At 62.8% G+C, this 16,542-nt stretch carries 18 protein-coding genes and 1 pseudogene; 11 read left to right on the forward strand and 8 right to left on the reverse strand.

Going from position 1 to position 16,542, the window contains the following annotated elements; genetic code table 11:
• The first annotated feature begins 47 nt into the window (after positions 1 to 47).
• From P8Q88_RS04025 to rimK, 10 genes are all read left to right on the forward strand, one after another.
• A complete protein-coding gene (locus P8Q88_RS04025) occupies positions 48 to 1,073 on the forward strand; it encodes an aspartate-semialdehyde dehydrogenase (RefSeq protein WP_278322530.1) in 1,026 nt (341 codons plus the stop codon).
• Positions 1,073 to 1,639, forward strand: a complete 567-nt coding sequence (locus tag P8Q88_RS04030) for a hypothetical protein (protein ID WP_278322531.1) — start codon at positions 1,073 to 1,075, stop codon at positions 1,637 to 1,639. Before P8Q88_RS04025 ends, P8Q88_RS04030 begins: the two co-directional genes overlap by 1 nt.
• Positions 1,640 to 1,666: 27 nt before the next feature.
• Positions 1,667 to 2,314: a 2-hydroxychromene-2-carboxylate isomerase gene (locus tag P8Q88_RS04035; RefSeq protein WP_278322532.1), complete on the forward strand. Its 648-nt coding sequence runs from the start codon at positions 1,667 to 1,669 to the stop codon at positions 2,312 to 2,314.
• Entirely contained in the window at positions 2,311 to 2,760 is a 450-nt protein-coding gene (locus P8Q88_RS04040; protein WP_278322533.1) for a GFA family protein, read from the forward strand. The genes P8Q88_RS04035 and P8Q88_RS04040 overlap by 4 nt, the downstream gene beginning before the upstream one ends.
• Positions 2,757 to 3,521 (forward strand): alpha/beta fold hydrolase, encoded by a 765-nt coding sequence (locus P8Q88_RS04045; RefSeq protein ID WP_278322534.1) that lies wholly within the window; start codon positions 2,757 to 2,759, stop codon positions 3,519 to 3,521. The genes P8Q88_RS04040 and P8Q88_RS04045 overlap by 4 nt, the downstream gene beginning before the upstream one ends.
• On the forward strand, positions 3,518 to 3,934 hold the full coding sequence (locus tag P8Q88_RS04050; protein WP_278322535.1) for a hypothetical protein: 417 nt from the start codon (positions 3,518 to 3,520) through the stop codon (positions 3,932 to 3,934). Before P8Q88_RS04045 ends, P8Q88_RS04050 begins: the two co-directional genes overlap by 4 nt.
• A 198-nt stretch (positions 3,935 to 4,132) precedes the next feature.
• Positions 4,133 to 5,980 (forward strand): M2 family metallopeptidase, encoded by a 1,848-nt coding sequence (locus P8Q88_RS04055; RefSeq protein WP_278322536.1) that lies wholly within the window; start codon positions 4,133 to 4,135, stop codon positions 5,978 to 5,980.
• On the forward strand, positions 5,974 to 6,993 hold the full coding sequence (locus tag P8Q88_RS04060; protein WP_278322537.1) for a YncE family protein: 1,020 nt from the start codon (positions 5,974 to 5,976) through the stop codon (positions 6,991 to 6,993). Before P8Q88_RS04055 ends, P8Q88_RS04060 begins: the two co-directional genes overlap by 7 nt.
• Positions 6,990 to 7,454 (forward strand): ATP-dependent zinc protease family protein, encoded by a 465-nt coding sequence (locus P8Q88_RS04065; RefSeq protein WP_278322538.1) that lies wholly within the window; start codon positions 6,990 to 6,992, stop codon positions 7,452 to 7,454. Before P8Q88_RS04060 ends, P8Q88_RS04065 begins: the two co-directional genes overlap by 4 nt.
• Positions 7,451 to 8,356, forward strand: coding sequence for a 30S ribosomal protein S6--L-glutamate ligase (gene rimK / locus P8Q88_RS04070; RefSeq protein ID WP_278322539.1), 906 nt, complete (start codon positions 7,451 to 7,453; stop codon positions 8,354 to 8,356). The genes P8Q88_RS04065 and rimK overlap by 4 nt, the downstream gene beginning before the upstream one ends.
• A gap of 10 nt (positions 8,357 to 8,366) precedes the next feature.
• Here rimK and P8Q88_RS04075 read toward each other — a convergent pair whose 3' ends face one another.
• From P8Q88_RS04075 to rpsF, 7 genes and pseudogenes are all read right to left on the reverse strand, one after another.
• Positions 8,367 to 9,137 (reverse strand): SDR family NAD(P)-dependent oxidoreductase, encoded by a 771-nt coding sequence (locus P8Q88_RS04075; protein WP_278322540.1) that lies wholly within the window; start codon positions 9,135 to 9,137, stop codon positions 8,367 to 8,369.
• A gap of 63 nt (positions 9,138 to 9,200) precedes the next feature.
• Complete coding sequence (locus tag P8Q88_RS04080; protein WP_278322541.1) at positions 9,201 to 10,685, reverse strand: methyl-accepting chemotaxis protein; 1,485 nt, start codon at positions 10,683 to 10,685, stop codon at positions 9,201 to 9,203.
• Positions 10,675 to 11,007, reverse strand: coding sequence for a hypothetical protein (locus P8Q88_RS04085; protein WP_278322542.1), 333 nt, complete (start codon positions 11,005 to 11,007; stop codon positions 10,675 to 10,677). The genes P8Q88_RS04080 and P8Q88_RS04085 overlap by 11 nt, the downstream gene beginning before the upstream one ends.
• 65 nt (positions 11,008 to 11,072) lie before the next feature.
• Positions 11,073 to 12,542, reverse strand: a pseudogene (locus P8Q88_RS04090) (AMP nucleosidase); the annotation flags it as partial.
• Between the two features lie 97 nt (positions 12,543 to 12,639).
• Complete coding sequence (gene rplI, locus P8Q88_RS04095) at positions 12,640 to 13,308, reverse strand: 50S ribosomal protein L9 (RefSeq protein WP_278322543.1); 669 nt, start codon at positions 13,306 to 13,308, stop codon at positions 12,640 to 12,642.
• A gap of 11 nt (positions 13,309 to 13,319) precedes the next feature.
• Positions 13,320 to 13,544 carry a 30S ribosomal protein S18 gene (gene rpsR, locus P8Q88_RS04100; RefSeq protein WP_050601121.1) on the reverse strand — a complete coding sequence of 75 codons (225 nt, stop codon included), beginning with the start codon at positions 13,542 to 13,544 and terminating at the stop codon, positions 13,320 to 13,322.
• A complete protein-coding gene (gene rpsF, locus P8Q88_RS04105) occupies positions 13,544 to 13,909 on the reverse strand; it encodes a 30S ribosomal protein S6 (RefSeq protein WP_278322544.1) in 366 nt (121 codons plus the stop codon). Before rpsF ends, rpsR begins: the two co-directional genes overlap by 1 nt.
• A gap of 191 nt (positions 13,910 to 14,100) precedes the next feature.
• Here rpsF and P8Q88_RS04110 point away from each other — a divergent pair, with 191 nt between their 5' ends.
• Entirely contained in the window at positions 14,101 to 15,075 is a 975-nt protein-coding gene (locus tag P8Q88_RS04110; protein WP_278322545.1) for a DUF808 domain-containing protein, read from the forward strand.
• A 9-nt stretch (positions 15,076 to 15,084) separates the two neighbouring features.
• Here P8Q88_RS04110 and P8Q88_RS04115 read toward each other — a convergent pair whose 3' ends face one another.
• Entirely contained in the window at positions 15,085 to 16,512 is a 1,428-nt protein-coding gene (locus P8Q88_RS04115) for a glutamate ligase domain-containing protein (protein WP_278322546.1), read from the reverse strand.
• Positions 16,513 to 16,542: the final 30 nt, after the last annotated feature.

Below are 16,542 nucleotides of genomic sequence, written 5' to 3' on the forward strand. Positions count from 1 at the left end.
CGCGAGCAGTCGCTATCTCGGCGGCGAACAGTTTCTGGAGAAGTGATTTGGGTTATCGTGTTGTCGTGGTTGGCGCGACCGGGAATGTCGGGCGCGAAGTGATGCAGGTGCTGGCTGAGCGCGAGTTTCCCATCGACGAGATCGCAGCCGTCGCCTCCAGCCGCTCGCAGGGCTCGGAGGTCGAATTCGGCGACACCGGCAAGATGCTCAAATGCAAGAATATCGAGCATTTCGACTGGTCGGGCTGGGACATTGCCCTTTTCGCGGCAGGGAGCGGCCCGGCGAAAGAGTATGCGCCCAAGGCGGCCGCTGCCGGCTGCGTAGTGATCGACAACAGCTCGCTCTACCGCATGGACCCCGACGTGCCGCTGATCGTGCCCGAGGTGAACCCCGACGCGATCCACGATTATTCGAAGCGCAACATCATCGCCAATCCCAACTGCTCGACCGCGCAGCTGGTGGTGGCGCTTAAGCCGCTGCACGATGCAGCCACGATCAAGCGCGTCGTCGTGAGCACCTACCAATCGGTGTCCGGCGCGGGCAAGGCGGGCATGGACGAGCTGTTCGAGCAGAGCCGCAACATCTTCGTCGGCGATCCGGTGCAACCGGTGAAGTTCACCAAGCAGATCGCCTTCAACGTGATCCCGCATATCGACGTCTTCCTCGACGATGGCTCGACCAAGGAAGAATGGAAGATGGTGGTCGAGACAAAGAAGATCCTCGACCCGAAGATCAAGCTCACCGCAACCTGCGTGCGCGTGCCGGTGTTCGTCGGCCATTCCGAAGCCGTCAGCATCGAATTCGAGAAGGAAATCTCGGCCGAGCAGGCGCAGGACATCCTGCGCGAGGCACCGGGTTGCATGCTCGTCGACAAGCGCGAGGACGAGGGATACATCACCCCTGTCGAGGCGGCGGGCGACAGTGCGACCTACATCAGCCGCGTGCGCGAGGATCCGACGGTGGAGAACGGCCTCAACCTGTGGTGCGTGTCCGACAATTTGCGCAAGGGCGCGGCGCTGAACGCGGTCCAGATCGCGGAACTGCTCGGGCGCGAGTGCCTTAAGAAGGGATGATGCGAAGAGTTTTCCTGATCGCCTTGCCGTTATGGCTTGTCGCCTGCGGCAGTCCGGAGAGCGCTCCGGACGACCCCGTCGATGCGACGGCTCCGACTACCAATCCGCTGATCGAACGCTTCGATGACGTGAAAATCGTCGTCAATGCGAACGGTCTCGGCGCTTACCAGCAGGAGCCGGTCGCATTTGGCGCCCCGCGCTCGCAGGTGGACACTGTGGCGGAGCGGGCCTTCGGCAGCATGGGCGAGCAGACGGCCAATGAGGAATGCGGCGCGGGGCCGATGGAATTCACGCAATACGGCCCGCTGCAGGTTGGCTATCTCGATGGGAAATTCGCCGGCTGGTTTCTGCGTGAAGGGTACGGCGTGGTCACTTCGGATGGGATCAGACCCGGCGTTGCGACACTCGACACACTGAAGGGCGAGCGGCAGGTTCAGGAGCTCGACACCACGCTCGAAGGCGAATTCCAGTACACCACCGCCGATTACGGCACGATCACCGGATTTGCCGATGATGCGGGCAATATCACTGCATTGCAGGCCGGGGTGAGCTGCTTCTTCCGCTAATCCCGCGCGTCTGTATAACGCGCAGTCATGACCCTGACCGCAGAGCTCTATTTCAGCTTTCGTTCGCCCTACAGCTATCTGTCGGTCGGTCGCTATCGGGCGATGACGGAGGACTACGATCTCGACATCGCGCTTCGCCCGGTCTGGCCGCTCGCCGTTCGCCAGCCCGATTTCTTCGAGCGCAACCACTCCAACTGGCTCGGCTACACCATGCGCGACATGCTGCGAGTGGCGCAATTCTATGACATTCCGTTCGGCGCACCCCGGCCCGATCCGATCGTGCAGGACACCGCGACCCGCAAGATCGCCGAAGACCAGCCCTACATCCGCCGCGTCACGCGCATGGGGCAGGCTGCCGCCCGACGCGGCGCAGGCCTGGTCTTCGCTGCCGAGGCAGGGCGCATGATTTGGGGCGGCCAGGAAAACTGGCATGAGGGCGAGCATCTGGCCGAAGCGTTGAAGGCTGCGGGTCTCGATCCAGCTGAAATCGAGGCGGAGATCGAAAGCGATGCCGACGCGCTCGACGACGAGATCGCCGCCAATCAGAACGCGCTGGAGGCGGCAGGCCATTGGGGCGTGCCGACGCTGGTGTTCGACGGCGAACCCTTCTTCGGGCAGGACCGGATCGAGATGGTGCGATGGCGGATGGAGCAGAAGGGATTGGCGAAGCGATGAAGGGCGAACTGACGGGCAAATGCCTCTGTGGCGCGGTGACGTATACGCTCAGGGAAGCCTTCCGATTGAAACCCTATGCCTGCCATTGCACCGAATGCCAGACCCGCACCGGCAGCGCCTTCAGCGAGCACATGCTGTTCATGCTCTCGGACCTGGAGCTAAACGGCGATCTCGACGTCGCCCGCTATACCCAGCCGAGCGGCGCGCAATCGGAAATCTTCTGCTGCGCGATCTGCAAGGCGCGCATCTACGCGGTGAACAATACCCGTGAAGGTATGGCCAGCCTGCGCTGCGGCACGCTCGACAACAGCGCATCGGTGGTCCCGGCCGCGCATCTCTGGGTGCGCAGCAAGCAGCCGTGGATCGGTCTGCCGGAAGGCGCAAAAGCGATGGACGAGCAGCCGCGCACGAACGAGGAATGGATCGCACAGGTGGGCATTGCATGAGCGAGCTACGGACCGAACATTTCACCAGCTTCGACGGCACCGAACTGGCCCTGCATCGCCATGGCGAGGGACGGCCCTTCGTTCTGCTGCATGGCCTCTTCTCCAGCGCCGAGATGAACTGGGTCAAGTGGGGCCACCACCTCGCCATCGCGGCGAAGGGCTATGAAGTGCTCATGCTCGACTTCCGCGTTCATGGCGAGAGCGCAGCGCCGCACGAGCCGGAGAAATATCCGCAAAATGTGCTGGTGCGCGATGTGGCGGCGCTGGTGGAGCATCTCGAGCTTACGGACTACGATCTCGGAGGCTTCTCGCTCGGTGCGCGCACCACGCTGCACGCGGTGGCGCATGGCGTGCTCGAGCCACACCGGATCGTGATCGGCGGGATGGGCACGGCGGGCCTCGGCGAGTGGGACAAGCGCGCGGCCTTCTTCCGCCGGGTGATCGACGAATTCGATGCCATTCCCAAGGGCGATCCGGCCTATTTCTCGATGCAGTTCCTGAAGTCGCAGGGTGTGGATCGCACCGCGGCGCGCTTGTTGCTTGACACCATGCCGGATCTCGACCTCGCCATGCTCGACCAGGTGACCATGCCAGCGCTGGTCGTCTGCGGCGACGAGGACCGCGACAACGGCTCGGCCGAGGACCTCGCCAACCTCCTGCCAAATGCCGATTTCGTCGAGGTCCCGGGCACGCATATGAGCAGCGTGACTAAGCCCGACCTCGGTCTGGCGATCGCGGGCTGGCTCGGAGATGCCGGGTGAGCCCTAGCCTTGTGAACTGGCGGAGTTTCTGGATCCTATGGGTCGGCGGGCTGGTCATCATCATCACGCTTGTCAGCCAGAACGATCAGCTGGTGACCCAGCTTGTGCCCCGCGGCATGGTCGATCATCAGGCAGCCGGGACCGCGGACCGGGTCGACCAAATCCATCGCAGCTGGGTGGAGCTTGGCAGTATGCGTTTCGCCCGGATCGCCATGATCTTCGACCTCCTGTTCATTGTGATCTACAGCATCGGCGGCATGGTCGGAGGGATGCTGATCCGCAGGCAGACGCGGTCGGCTATGCTCAAGACGCTCGGAAGTGTAGTTTTCTTCGCCTACGCAGCGTTTGGCGTTCTCGATTTCATCGAAACGGCATGTCAGGGCGATCCAGCTCTTCGTGACCGGCGGAGATAACGCGCTCGCTTACACGGCCAGCGCCGTCCGCTTGCCAAAGCTGGCGGCATTTGGTGTCGGCTTTCCGCTTATCGTGATCGCGCTTCTCTGGCTCTGGCTTGAAAAGCGGCGGGCAGCACGAGCCCTTGATTAAGCGCGGGCACAGGTGCAATCCGGTAGCCAATGAAACCAGTCGCATATCTGTCTGAGAGAAAGCCTATGAAACTCCTTCGCACCTCACTCGCCGCCTTGGCAATCGCCAGCGCCGCTCCCGCCCTCGCTGACGACCATGTCTCCAACGAGATGGAGGCTGCGGCCGAATTCCCAATGACGCCGCAAGGCGCTGCCGATTGGGTGGCGATGGTCGAGAAGGACATGTTCGACTTCAGCGTCGAATACGGCCGGGTGCTGTGGATCAACTCCACCTACATCATTCACGACAGCGACCAGCTGGCTGCCAAATACGGGGCCGAAGCGACCGAAAAATCCGTCGCCTATGCCAACAAGGCTGCCGAATATGCGCGCGTTGCCGGGCTCGATCCCGAGGTGGCCCGCAAACTCGACATCCTGCGCAACGGCATCGTGATGCCCGCGCCAGTGCGCGACGGTGCGGCGACCGAACTGAACGAAATCGCGACCAGCCTCAACAGCCAGTACGGCAAGGGCAAGGGCACGCTAAACGGCGAGGAAATCAACGGCTCGGACATCGAGGCGGAGATGGGCAATCTGGAGCGCACACCTGCCGAGAAGGCCGAGATGTGGACCAGCTGGCACGACAATGTCGGCGCGCCGATGCGCGAGGACTACCAGCGCATGATCGCCATTGCGGGCGAAGGCGCGAGCGAGCTGGGTTTCGCCGATCTCGGCGCCATGTGGCGCTCCAACTACGACATGGACCCCGACCAGTTCGCTGCCGAGACCGAGCGGATGTGGCAGGAAGTGAAGCCGCTTTACATGGCGCTGCACACCTACGTCCGCAGCAAGCTGAACGAGGAATACGGGGCCGAGGTGCAGCCGGCGACTGGCCCGATCCGCGCCGATTTGCTCGGGAATATGTGGGCGCAGGAGTGGGGCAATATTTACCCGTTGGTCGCGCCGGAAGGTGCGGGCGACATCGGCTACGACCTTACGGAGCTGATCGCAGCGAAGGGCTATGACGAGGTCGGCATGGTCCGCGTGGGCGAAGCCTTCTTCTCCTCGCTCGGCTTCGATCCGCTGCCCGAGACCTTCTGGGAGCGCAGCCAATTCGTGAAGCCGCAGGATCGCGAGGTGGTCTGCCACGCCAGCGCCTGGGACGTGGACAATGTCGACGACCTTCGCATCAAGATGTGCATCAAGCGCAATGCGGACGACTTCATCACCATCCACCACGAGCTCGGCCACAATTACTACCAGCGCGCCTACAACCAGCAGGACTATCTTCACCTCAACGGCGCGAACGACGGGTTCCACGAAGCGATCGGCGACATGATCGCACTGTCGATTACGCCGGAATATCTGACGCAGATCGATATGCTCGACCCGTCGCAGGTACCCAGCGCCGATAAGGATATCGGCCTGCTGCTGCGTCAGGCGATGGATAAGGTCGCCTTCCTGCCCTTTGGCTTGATGGTCGATCGCTATCGCTGGCAGCTGTTCGACGGCACCATTCCGGCGGACCAGCTCAACAAGGGCTGGAACGACTTGCGGCTGGAGTATCAGGGTATCGTCCCGCCGGTCGCGCGTGACGAGAGCAAGTTCGACGCCGGCGCGAAGTATCACATCCCGGGCAACGTGCCGTATACGCGCTATTTCCTTGCGCGCATCCTGCAGTTCCAGTTCTTCAAGGCGGCCTGCGACCAGGCGGGCTGGGAAGGCCCGCTGCACCGCTGCTCGTTCTACGGCAACGAGGAGGTGGGCAAGAACCTCAACGCCATGCTCGAAATGGGCGCGAGCAAGCCTTGGCCCGACGCGCTCGAAGCCTTTACCGGTGAGCGCCAGATGAGCGGCACCGCCATGATCGAATACTTCGCGCCGCTGATGGCGTGGCTAGAAGAGCAGAATGAAGGGAAGCCGCAGGGGTGGTAAGGCTGAAACCGGCAATCGCGCTCGGCAGTGTGCTGGCGCTGGGCGCTTGTGCACCGCAGGCGAGGGAGCCGAACCCCGGTTTTCTGGTTGATCCGGTGGCGGATGGCGCGCTGTTCGTAGCGGGCAAGTTCGGCAACACGCTAGCCAAGGTCGATCTGGCAAGCGGCGAGGAAACGCTGCTCGTGGAGAGCTGCGCCAACCCGCACGAGCTCGCGACATCGCCCGACGACCGATACGTCGCGCTTGCTTGCTACGGCGGGCAGACGGTCGATATCTTCCGCACGGAAGATCTCGTCCGCACGCGCAGCATCGATCTTGGCAAAAACGCGCGACCCCACGGGATCGTGTGGCACGAAACTGGCGACCTCTACGCAACTGCTGAGGGCCGACAATCCGTGTTCTGGATACGGGACCCTCTGGGCGACGCGGAAGCCTTCGAATATGCGACCGGCAAGCAGGGCAGCCACATGATCGCGGTAGCGCCCAGCGGCAATCATGCCTGGACGACCGATCTCGGTAGCAAGACCGTCACGCTGGTAGATCTCAAGACCCGGCGCGCGCCGCGCTCGGTCGAGGTGGGCGACGAGCCGGAAGGCATTGCCCTGTCGCCCGATGGCGAAACGCTATGGGTCAGCGCGCGCGGATCGGACAAAGCCTTCGCGCTCGACCCGATGACGCTGGAGGTGCGGCAAGAGATCGCGACCGGCTCTTTCCCGCTGCGCATCGCCTTGCGACCGCAGGGCGACTTTGCCGTTACGAGCGATCTTGCCGATGGCGGCCTTACGGTTATCGACACTGCGACCGGCGAGGCTGTGCGCTCGATACCGGTGGGCGGACTGGACGGCGCGTCGGAACGCATGCAGGTCACGATCCTCTGGTCGCCCGACGGCGAACGCATCTATGTCGCCGAGACACGCGACAACACTATCGCCGAAGTCGACTTCGCCAGCGGCGAGGTCCTGCGGAGGCTGCCGGGGACCGGCGGTGGCGATGGGATCGCGATCATCGAATGACGGCGAAGCGCAAGCTCCTTCCCGCAGTCGGTTGGCGTGAACTGGTGCATCTGCCCGATCTCGGCCTGCATGGCGTCCCCGCCAAGATCGACACCGGCGCGCGCACCTCATCCCTGCATGGCGAGGTGCTGGAAGAATTCGAGCGCGACGGGGAGAAGTTCATCCGTTTCGCCGTCGACTTCCAGCAACAGCACGTACGCCAGGTGTGCGAGGCCGTGCATGTCGACGTGCGCGGGATCACCAGCTCCAATGGCGAAACCCAGTATCGCTATGTTATCAAGACCCCGCTCAAAATCGGCGACGTAGAATTCCGCGCCGAGATCAGCCTTGCCGATCGCAGCGACATGAAATTTCCCATGCTCATCGGCCGCTCCTCGCTGCGTCGCCGCTTTGTCGTGGACAGCGGCTATTCCTGGCTGCAGACGCCGGAAATGAAGGTCAAGAAAGGCCATAAACCATGAAAATCGCCATGCTGGCACGCAATCCGAACCTCTATTCGCACAAGCGGTTGAAGGAGGCGGCGGAAGAGCGCGGACACGATCTCGACATTCTCAACACCACACGCTGCACGGTGCATATCGCCAGCCACCGGCCCGAGGTCTATTATAATGGCGAGCCTTGTGTGGGTTACGACGCGGTGATTCCTCGTATTGGCGCCTCGATCACCAATTACGGCCTGTCGATCCTGCGCCAGTTCGAAATGCGCGGCTGCTGGCCGCTGAATGAAAGTGTCGCCATCGGCCGCAGCCGGGACAAGCTGCGCAGCATGCAGATCCTCGCGAAGCACGGCATTGGCCTGCCGCTGACCGCCTATGCCAACGATCCCAAGCAGGCCGAAGAGATCATCAAGGCCGTGAAGGGCCCGCCGGTGGTGATCAAGCTGCTCGAAGGTACGCAAGGTATTGGCGTGGTGCTGGCCGAAACCATGTCTTCGGCCAAATCGGTAATCGAGGCCTTCCGCGGAGCAAACGTCAACATTCTCGTGCAAGAATTCATCAAGGAGGCGGGCGGCACCGACATCCGCGCGCTAGTGGTCGGTGGCAAGGTTGTCGCGGCGATGAAGCGCACCGGTGCAGCAGACGATTTCCGCAGCAATCTCCATCGCGGCGGAAGCGCGCAGCTGATCAAGATCACCCCAGAGGAGCGCAGCACCGCAGTGCGCGCGGCCAAACACATGGGCCTCAACGTCTGCGGGGTCGACATGCTGCGGTCCAATCACGGGCCGGTGATCATGGAAGTGAACAGCTCTCCCGGCCTCGAAGGGATCGAGAAAGCGACCGGGAAGGACATCGCGGGCATGATCGTCGACTACATCGCGAAGAACGCGAAAGACGGGAAGACGAAGACGAAAGGCAAGGGGTAGCGCAGCGCGTTCAGGCGTTGCGCGCCATCAGCCCGCCATCGACGGGAATGATCGCTCCGGTGATGTAACTCGCTGCGGGCAGTACGAGCGAAAGCGTGACATGCGCGACTTCTTCGGGATCGCCATAACGCCTGAGCGCGGTGCGACGCTTGGCGAAGATCGTCTTGTGCTCTTCCGGTACGGCGTCGGTCATCGTGGTGCGGATGGGGCCGGGGCAGATGCAATTCACGGTGATGGCTTCCGGACCAAGGTCGACAGCTAGGCCACGTGTCAGCCCGGTTACACCGGTCTTGGCTGCCACGTAAGGCGTATCGCCAGGGGTCGCGCCGAGGCCTTCGGTGCTGGCGATATTGACGATGCGCGCAGCGTCGCTGTTGCGCAGATGGGGCAGGGCGGCGCGGACCATGCGCTGGTGCGCGGTCAGCATCACGGCAAGTGCGTTATGCCAGACATTTTCGTAGCCATCATCCTCGAGCGGGCAGAAGCTCGAGACACCGGCATTGTTCACCAGGATGTCGATCCCACCGAAATCCTCTGCGATTTTTGCGACGACCTGCTCGATCGCGTCCTTGTCTCCCACGTCCAGAGCATAGGCGCGCGCATCCTCGCCGCATTCCGATGCGACCGCTTCGCAAGCCCCGAGATCGAGATCGGTCACCGCCACCTTGGCACCCTCGCTTGCGAACAGGCGCGCAGTGGCGCGGCCCATGCCGCTGGCAGCGCCGGTGATTATCGCGACGCGCCCTGCGATCGAGCGTGAGCGGTTCGGTGTGTCGGACATGGTCTTCCCTCCCTCCTGTGGGAGTCTAACGATGCCTTACCGTTTCGTCACCGGCGACGAACGTCAGGCAGCCTTGATGTTCGCCACAAAGTCGCTGGCCGATTGCTCAAGAGAATTGATCGTCTCGAGAAGCGACTTCACGTTCTGCCGGGCATCACTGGAAAGCTTCTGCGTCGTCCCCGCACGTTCGGCCAGTACGGCACTGCGGCGAGCCATTTCCTCGGTCCCGGCTGCGGTATCGCCGACGGTGTGCTCGATGCTGGAGGTGGCATTACGCTGGCTGTCCACATCGCTACTCACGGTCATTGCGGACTTCGCAAGCTCTGCAATCGCACCGCTCAGTTCGCCAAAGCTGCTTTCCGCTTCGCCCGTGCCCTCGCTGATGCCGGACAGCAGATCCTCGATCTGGCGTGTCGCACGCGCGGCCTGCGCGGCGAGCTCCTTCACTTCCTGAGCGACGACGGCAAAACCCTTGCCCGCATCGCCGGCGGTCGCCGCCTCGATCGTGGCATTGAGCGCCAGGAGATTGGTCATCTCGGCGATATTGGCGATGGAGCGAGTGGCGTCGCCGATGGTCTTGGAATGGTCGGCCAGCGTCTTGACTGCTTTCCCGCCGGAGTCAGTGCGCGCACCGGCCACGCTGGCCAGTTCGTCCTGTCGACCGGCAGTCACCGCGATGTTTCCGATCGAGCGGGACAGTTCGGCCACGCGTTCGGCGACGATGTCGATGGAATTCGAAACCTGCGAGGCGGCCGCAGCCACCTCGCCCGCCTGTTGGCCGGTATCGCGTGCAGTATCGTCCAGAGAGGACATGGCTTCGTCGAGAGCCTGCGCGCTGCTCGCCACGGCCTTGGTCACTTCCGACACAGAGCTTTCGAACTCATGGGCAATCCGCAACATGTCCTCGCGGCGGCGTTCCGCCTGGCGGTCTTCGATCCGGTTGCGCTCCGCGCGTTCCGACTCGGCCAGCCGCAGTGCCTCCTCGGCGCCCCGCGCGGCTTCTTCGCTCTGGGTTACGGCATTGCCAAGCCGGGCGACCAGCGAATTGAGCGTCGTAGCAATGTAGCAAAGCACGCCTGCTTCCAAGACGACGGCCAGCGCATGGATCAACACGCGGTTCACCCCACCGCCACCGGAGAAGACCCAGCTAGGTGCCGCGAAAGACAAGGTGAGGTGGTGGATTGCGACAGCTGCCGCCGCGACGAGGATCGGGCGTACATCGCACAGTATCGTCAGCATCGCGATCGCAACGAAGAAATACATGTGCATGTCGAGCTGCCATGCCGCGTCGCGCATGGCGTAGAGCAGGAGGGCAGGCTGCAACGCCGCCATGAGCGCAACCGCGATTCGAGCCGGGCTGTCGTAACGCCGCTGCCAAGCCGACAGGCTTGGCACGATGTTGAGCAGCGCGCTGACCATCAGCGCATGAATCGCTTGCGTACCCATCGCCGGGATGAGAGCGGCCAGTGACAGGGACGCTCCCCAGCCCGCAATGGCGATGCCAATCACGCCCTTGCGGCGCAGCTCGTTGATCTCGTTATTTTCCAATGGTCGCTCCGGTGCAGCCGCTTTCGGGAACAGCCAGGACTAGAATTCCGTGTTCGAAGAGAAGCTCGAACAGCGGCGGCCGCGCGCCCTGCATGACGTATCCATCGGCAAAGTAGGTGCGCGCGACCAGCCGACGGTCATCCTGGAAGATGACCCTGGGCAACTCGCGGTCTGCCGACGAGGAAATAGGATAAAAGGCGAGCTGGCCGTAGGCCGGCGGCGCAAGCAACAGACCGCCGACAGCTCCGACGGCTATCGCAACCTGAGCAAAACCGAAAAACCGTCCAATTTTGGGCCGGGAGTGATGCGCTGCTTTTTGCATTGCCGCCGCTATTGGCAGCAATATATTCCCAAGCCGTTAACCCTAGTCTCGCATGGTAGCCTGCCTCAACGGAACGGCGGCTCGTTGAAAGCGCGCAGCTTGCGGCTGTGGAGGCGAGGGCCTTCCTGGCGCAGCAGGCGGCAGGTGGTTACGCCGATCTGCAGGTGCGCCGCAATGGCTTCCTCGTAGAACTGGTTAGCCTGCCCCGGGAGCTTGATTTCGCCGTGCAGCGGCTTGTCGGACACGCACAGCAGCGTGCCATAAGGCACGCGGAAGCGGTAGCCCTGGCCGGCGATGGTCGCGCTTTCCATGTCCACCCCGACCGCGCGGCTGAGCGACATGCGTTTGGCCGATTGGGTGAATCGCAGCTCCCAATTTCGATCGTCAGTGGTGACGACGGTACCGGTGCGCATGCGCTTCTTGAGGTCTGCGCCATGCTCGCCTGAGACCTCTTCCGCGGCGGCGGCCAGTGCCTGCTGGACTTCGGCGATTGCAGGAAGGGGAATTTCGGGCGGCAGGACCGGGTCGAGCACATGGTCGTCGCGCAAATAGGCGTGGGCGAGCACATAGTCGCCTATCTTCTGGCTCGGCCGCAGGCCGCCGCAATGGCCGATCATCAGCCATGCTTCGGGCCGCAGCACGGCCAGGTGATCGCAAATGGTCTTCGCGTTCGACGGCCCGACGCCGATATTAACCAGCGTGATCCCGCCGCGGTTCTCGCCGATCAGGTGATAGGCGGGCATCTGGTGGCGGCGCCAGGCCGTGTCGGACAGTTGGCCGCGCGCATCGTCGGTCTGTTCGGTGAGCATGAGGCCGCCGGCTCCGGCGAGTGCTGTGTAGCCTCCCTTGCCAAGCTGAGCGCCTGCCCAGTCAACGAATTCATCCACATAGCGGTGATAGTTGGTGAATAGGATGAAGCGTTGGAAGTGTTCTGGATCGGTGCCCGTGTAATGGGCCAGCCGAGCGAGACTGAAGTCGGTGCGCAGCCCGTCGAACAAGGAGAGCGGGATAGGATCGTCCACGCTTTCGAGCACGATACCGTCGGCCAGTTCGTCGCCGATATCTGCAAGTTCGGTCGAAGGGAAGTATCGCGCGATCGCATTGGGATCGACACCAGCGAGAACCGAACCGGCGTCGCCGTCGAGCACGTAGGGGAAAGGTATTTCCTGCGTCGAAGAGCCAACCTCGACTTCGATTTCGTAATTCGAAGAGATAAGCTCCAGCTGCTCGCGCAGGTAGTCGCGGAACAGCGCCGGGCGCGTGACCGTCGTCGTGTAGAGCCCGGGCGCATTCAGCCTGCCAAAAGCGCGATTGCGATCCTCGGGCTGGTCGCCGCCGCGAAAGCGCAGCCGCAGTTCGGGATAGGCGTAGCTGCCATCGTTGCGGCGCTCGGGAGCAGGTAACTCGCGCGAGCGGCCGAAGGCCATCACGTCTTCGCGCAGCCGCTCCACTGCGGCGTCGTAGATGGCCTCGATGCGATCGAGGATCTGTTGAATATCATCCATGGGCCTTTCTCCTGCCTCTTGTTGTTTTCGTTTCCGTGTCGCGCTTCACTAGGGCGAAAGCGCGTGTCTTACAAAAAGGGCGCGGAGGCCGAAGCCGCCGCGCCCTGATTGTTCGCTAAGCGCAGGATCAGGCGTCGTCGCCTTCCGGCGCAGTCGCTTCGATCTTGGCTTCGGTCAGCGTCATGTCCTCGGGCTTGCTGACGCCGTCCTCGAGCATGTCGGCCGGGATCTCGCCGGGTTCGAGGTTGGGATCGATGCGGTTCGCTTCGGCCTGCTCCTCGATCTCGCGCTGCTCGTCTTCGAACATCTGCGCCATCACGTCGACGCCCTGGCTCTGCAGCTCGGCTTCATCGTCCGAACGGGCGACATTGGCCTTGATGCTGATCGAGACTTCGGGGTGAAGGTCGATGCGGACCTCATGCATGCCGATCGTCTTGATCGGATCACCCATTATGACCTGCTTCTTGTCGATGTCGTGGCCCTTGTCATTGAGGGCGGCGGCGACATCGCGAACATTGACCGAGCCGTAAAGCTGGCCGGTGTTCGAAGCGGCACGGATCAGGACGATCTCGACGCCGTCGACCTTCTCGCCGGCCTTTTCGGCTTCGGTGCGACGCTCGGCATTTTCCTTTTCCAGGCGCTCGCGGTTCGCCTCGAAAACCTTCTTGTTGGCTTCGTTGGCGCGCAGGGCCTTCTTCTGCGGGAGCAGGAAGTTGCGGGCATAGCCGTCCTTCACGGTGACGACGTCACCGATCGAGCCGAGCTTTTCGATCCTCTGAAGGAGAATGATATCCATGTCGCTTCCCCTTACTTCACGATGTACGGCAGCAGGCCGATGTGGCGCGCACGCTTGATGGCCTTGGCCAGTTCACGCTGCTTCTTTGCGCTGACGGCAGTGATGCGGCTGGGGACGATCTTGCCACGTTCGGACATGAAGCCCTGCAGCAGGCGGACGTCCTTGTAGTCGATCGTCGGGGCATTCTTGCCCGAGAACGGGCAGGACTTGCGGCGGCGGAAAAACGGGCGGGCCATCAGTCACGCTCCTCACGGTCACGGCGCTTCTTGGAATCGCGCTCGTTCTTGCGCATCATCACCGACGGGCCACTCTCGTGCTCGTCGACGGCGATGGTCATGTAACGGATCACATCTTCGTTGATGCGGGTCTGGCGCTCGAGCTCGGCAACGACGGAGCCGGGGCCCTCGATGTTGAGCAGCACGAAATGCGCCTTGCGGTTGCGGTCGATCTTGTAGGCGAGGTTCTTGAGGCCCCAGGTCTCCGTCTTGGTGACCTTGCCGTCGTTCTTCTCGACAATCTCGGTAGCGGTGGCGGCGAGCTGGTCGACCTGAGCCTGGCTCAGGTCCTGTCGCGCCAAGAATACATGCTCGTAGAGAGCCATGCTCTTGTCCTTTCACGTCTGGCCGATCGCTGGCTGATCCGCGGGATTGCGGGGCCCCTCCGGCTTTCTTCGAATCCCCCGGCGAACCGAAGGGATGCGCGCACATAGCGGGATTGGGGCGAAACGCAAGGCTTGCGGGTATGGAACGGGGCGGGCAGGGGCGCATTGGTTGCAAAACGAAGGAGACCCGAGTGCCCGGTGGATTGGTAGCCCTGCTCGACGACGTATCGATCATCGCGCGCACTGCGGCGGCCTCGGTCGACGATATTGCTGCCGCCGCCGGGCGGGCGGGATCCAAGACGGCCGGGGTCGTGATCGACGATGCGGCGGTCACGCCAAGCTATGTTACAGGCCTCAGCCCCGCGCGCGAGCTGCCGATCATCTGGGCGATCACCAAGGGAAGCTTGAAAAACAAGCTGCTGATCCTGCTGCCCGGCGCGGTCCTGCTCAGCGAATTCCTGCCGGCGGCGATTATCTTCATCCTGATGCTCGGCGGGCTGTTCCTGTCCTACGAGGGCGCGGAAAAGGTCATGGAAAAGCTGGGCGGCGAAAAGCACGGCAAGACGGTCGAAGACGTGATCGAAGATCCGGTCAAGTTCGAGAAGGAGCGGATTGCGGGCGCCATTCGCACCGATCTCATCCTGTCAGCCGAGATCATGGCGATCGTGCTGAACGAGCTGTCCAGCGAACCGATCGCGGATACTTTCTGGGGCCGGGGGTTGACGCTCGGTATCGTGGCGATCGCAGTCACCATCGCAGTCTACGGCTCGGTTGCCCTGATCGTGAAGATGGACGATTTCGGGCTCCACCTTTCAAAGAAGGAAAGCGCCGGCGCGCAGCGATTCGGGCATTTCCTGCTCAAGGCCATGCCGAAGCTGTTGACGGCCCTCTCGGTTATTGGAACTGTGGCGATGCTTTGGGTAGGTGGCGGCATCCTGCTGCATGCGATGCACGAGTTCGGCTTTAATCCAATCTACGACGCGGCGCACGGCCTCGAATATGCAGTAAAGAACGCGACCGGTGGGCTGGGCGGCTTTCTGGGCTGGCTGACCTACGCTGCCTTGTCAGCCTTGCTTGCCCTTGGCGTCGGCGCGATAATCGCCTTCCTCCTTCACAAGGTGTTCCGAATGGGTCACGGCTTCGGTAAGGAAGCCGAAGCGCATTAGGTCCAAATTCTAGGACAGCCGTTCGAACAGGTCGCGTGCGAACTCGCTCAACGTATCGTCACGTGCTCCCATTATGACAATGCGATCACCCGGCCTGGCGAGCGAGGCGATACGATCCGCCACGGCCTTGCGTTTCGGCACATATTCGGTGTCGCCGCCGTGCTCCTCGATGAGCCGGACGATCCGTTCGCTGCCCTCGCTGCGATCGACGGTTCCGCCGAAATAGACCGGATCGCTGAGGATCGTCAGGTCCCCACGGTCAAGCTCGCGGGCGAAGGTCTCGGCGAGTTCGTCGCCCATCTGGCGCAACGGGCCGTACCCATGCGGTTGGAAGAAGGCGATCACCCGGCCTGCATGTGATTTGAGCGTGCGCAGTGTGGCCGCGCATTTCTCCGGATTATGGCCGAAATCGTCGATAACGGTGATGGCGGAAACGGTGGTTCCGACGATGTCGAAGCGGCGCGCGAGGCCCTCGAACCCCGCTAGCGCCTCGACCGCGTTCGCGACCGGGATTCCCGATGCGACCGCCGCCGCGATGGCGGCGAGTGCGTTCGAGAGGTTGTGCCGCCCGGGCATATTAAGGCGCAGCGCATGCTCGCTGCCGTCGTGGCGATCGACGACCATCGCGGCCTGCCGCAGCGGCCCTTCCGCGATGGTGCCCGGCACGATCCCGATCTGGGCCTTCTCCTGCTCGATGCCGAAGGTGATGACTTCCTTCGCATGGGGGAGCAGGGCGAGCGCTTCCTCGTCGTCGGCATTGATCACGCTGATGCGGCTGCGCGCAAGATAGTCGCCGAACAGCTGGCGCAATTCCTCCATGCTCTTGTGATCGAGGCTGACGTTGAGAAGCACGCCGACCGCCGGGCGATAGAGCGCAACCGAGCCGTCGCTTTCGTCGACCTCGCTGACATAGAGCGACTGGCCGCCGACCACTGCACTGGCGAAGGGGCGCTCGGGCGAGACGAAGTTCTTCATCACCGCACCGTTCATGATTGTCGGCTCGCGGCCAACCGCGTGGAGGATCCAGCCGAGCATGCCGGTGACGGTCGATTTGCCGCTTGTTCCGGCAACCGCCAGCCCGGCGCCGCTGGTGTTGAACAGGATAGAGTTCAACTCGGCGCGGGTCAGCCTGAGGCAGCCGAGCTCCTTCGCGCGTTTCGCATCGGGGACCGTGTCCTCCACCGCAGCGCTGGCGACGAGGATCTGGTCTTTCGACACGATTCCGCTGCCGTCCTGCGGATGCAGGCCGAAGCCCTGCCGTTCCAGCGCGGCGAATTTCTCCGGCGTATGCCCTTTATCGAAACTGCGATCCGATCCCTCCACCGTGCAACCGCGGCCCTTGAGGATCTGCGCCAGCGGCTGCATGCCGGACCCGCCGATGCCGCAGAAAAAGAACGGCCGCGAGAAGAGTTCGTCGGGGGTGGGCATATCACTCATGGGGCTGCAGCTATTGAGTTGTGCCTTGCG

Origin of the sequence: Qipengyuania marincola (genome assembly GCF_029688625.1) — a bacterium.
In the GTDB taxonomy this organism is placed as follows: domain Bacteria; phylum Pseudomonadota; class Alphaproteobacteria; order Sphingomonadales; family Sphingomonadaceae; genus Qipengyuania.

Excerpts from the sequence above, each read along its gene's own strand:
- P8Q88_RS04065 (WP_278322538.1), top strand. The coding sequence starts at position 6,990 with ATGACGGCGAAGCGCAAGCTCCTTCCCGCAGTCGGTTGGCGTGAACTG.
- P8Q88_RS04045 (WP_278322534.1), top strand. The coding sequence starts at position 2,757 with ATGAGCGAGCTACGGACCGAACATTTCACCAGCTTCGACGGCACCGAA.
- P8Q88_RS04030 (WP_278322531.1), top strand. The coding sequence starts at position 1,073 with ATGCGAAGAGTTTTCCTGATCGCCTTGCCGTTATGGCTTGTCGCCTGC.
- rpsR (WP_050601121.1), bottom strand. The coding sequence starts at position 13,544 with ATGGCCCGCCCGTTTTTCCGCCGCCGCAAGTCCTGCCCGTTCTCGGGC.
- rpsF (WP_278322544.1), bottom strand. The coding sequence starts at position 13,909 with ATGGCTCTCTACGAGCATGTATTCTTGGCGCGACAGGACCTGAGCCAG.
- P8Q88_RS04075 (WP_278322540.1), bottom strand. The coding sequence starts at position 9,137 with ATGTCCGACACACCGAACCGCTCACGCTCGATCGCAGGGCGCGTCGCG.
- P8Q88_RS04085 (WP_278322542.1), bottom strand. The coding sequence starts at position 11,007 with ATGCAAAAAGCAGCGCATCACTCCCGGCCCAAAATTGGACGGTTTTTC.
- P8Q88_RS04040 (WP_278322533.1), top strand. The coding sequence starts at position 2,311 with ATGAAGGGCGAACTGACGGGCAAATGCCTCTGTGGCGCGGTGACGTAT.
- P8Q88_RS04115 (WP_278322546.1), bottom strand. The coding sequence starts at position 16,512 with ATGAGTGATATGCCCACCCCCGACGAACTCTTCTCGCGGCCGTTCTTT.
- P8Q88_RS04055 (WP_278322536.1), top strand. The coding sequence starts at position 4,133 with ATGAAACTCCTTCGCACCTCACTCGCCGCCTTGGCAATCGCCAGCGCC.
- rimK (WP_278322539.1), top strand. The coding sequence starts at position 7,451 with ATGAAAATCGCCATGCTGGCACGCAATCCGAACCTCTATTCGCACAAG.
- P8Q88_RS04035 (WP_278322532.1), top strand. The coding sequence starts at position 1,667 with ATGACCCTGACCGCAGAGCTCTATTTCAGCTTTCGTTCGCCCTACAGC.
- rplI (WP_278322543.1), bottom strand. The coding sequence starts at position 13,308 with ATGGATATCATTCTCCTTCAGAGGATCGAAAAGCTCGGCTCGATCGGT.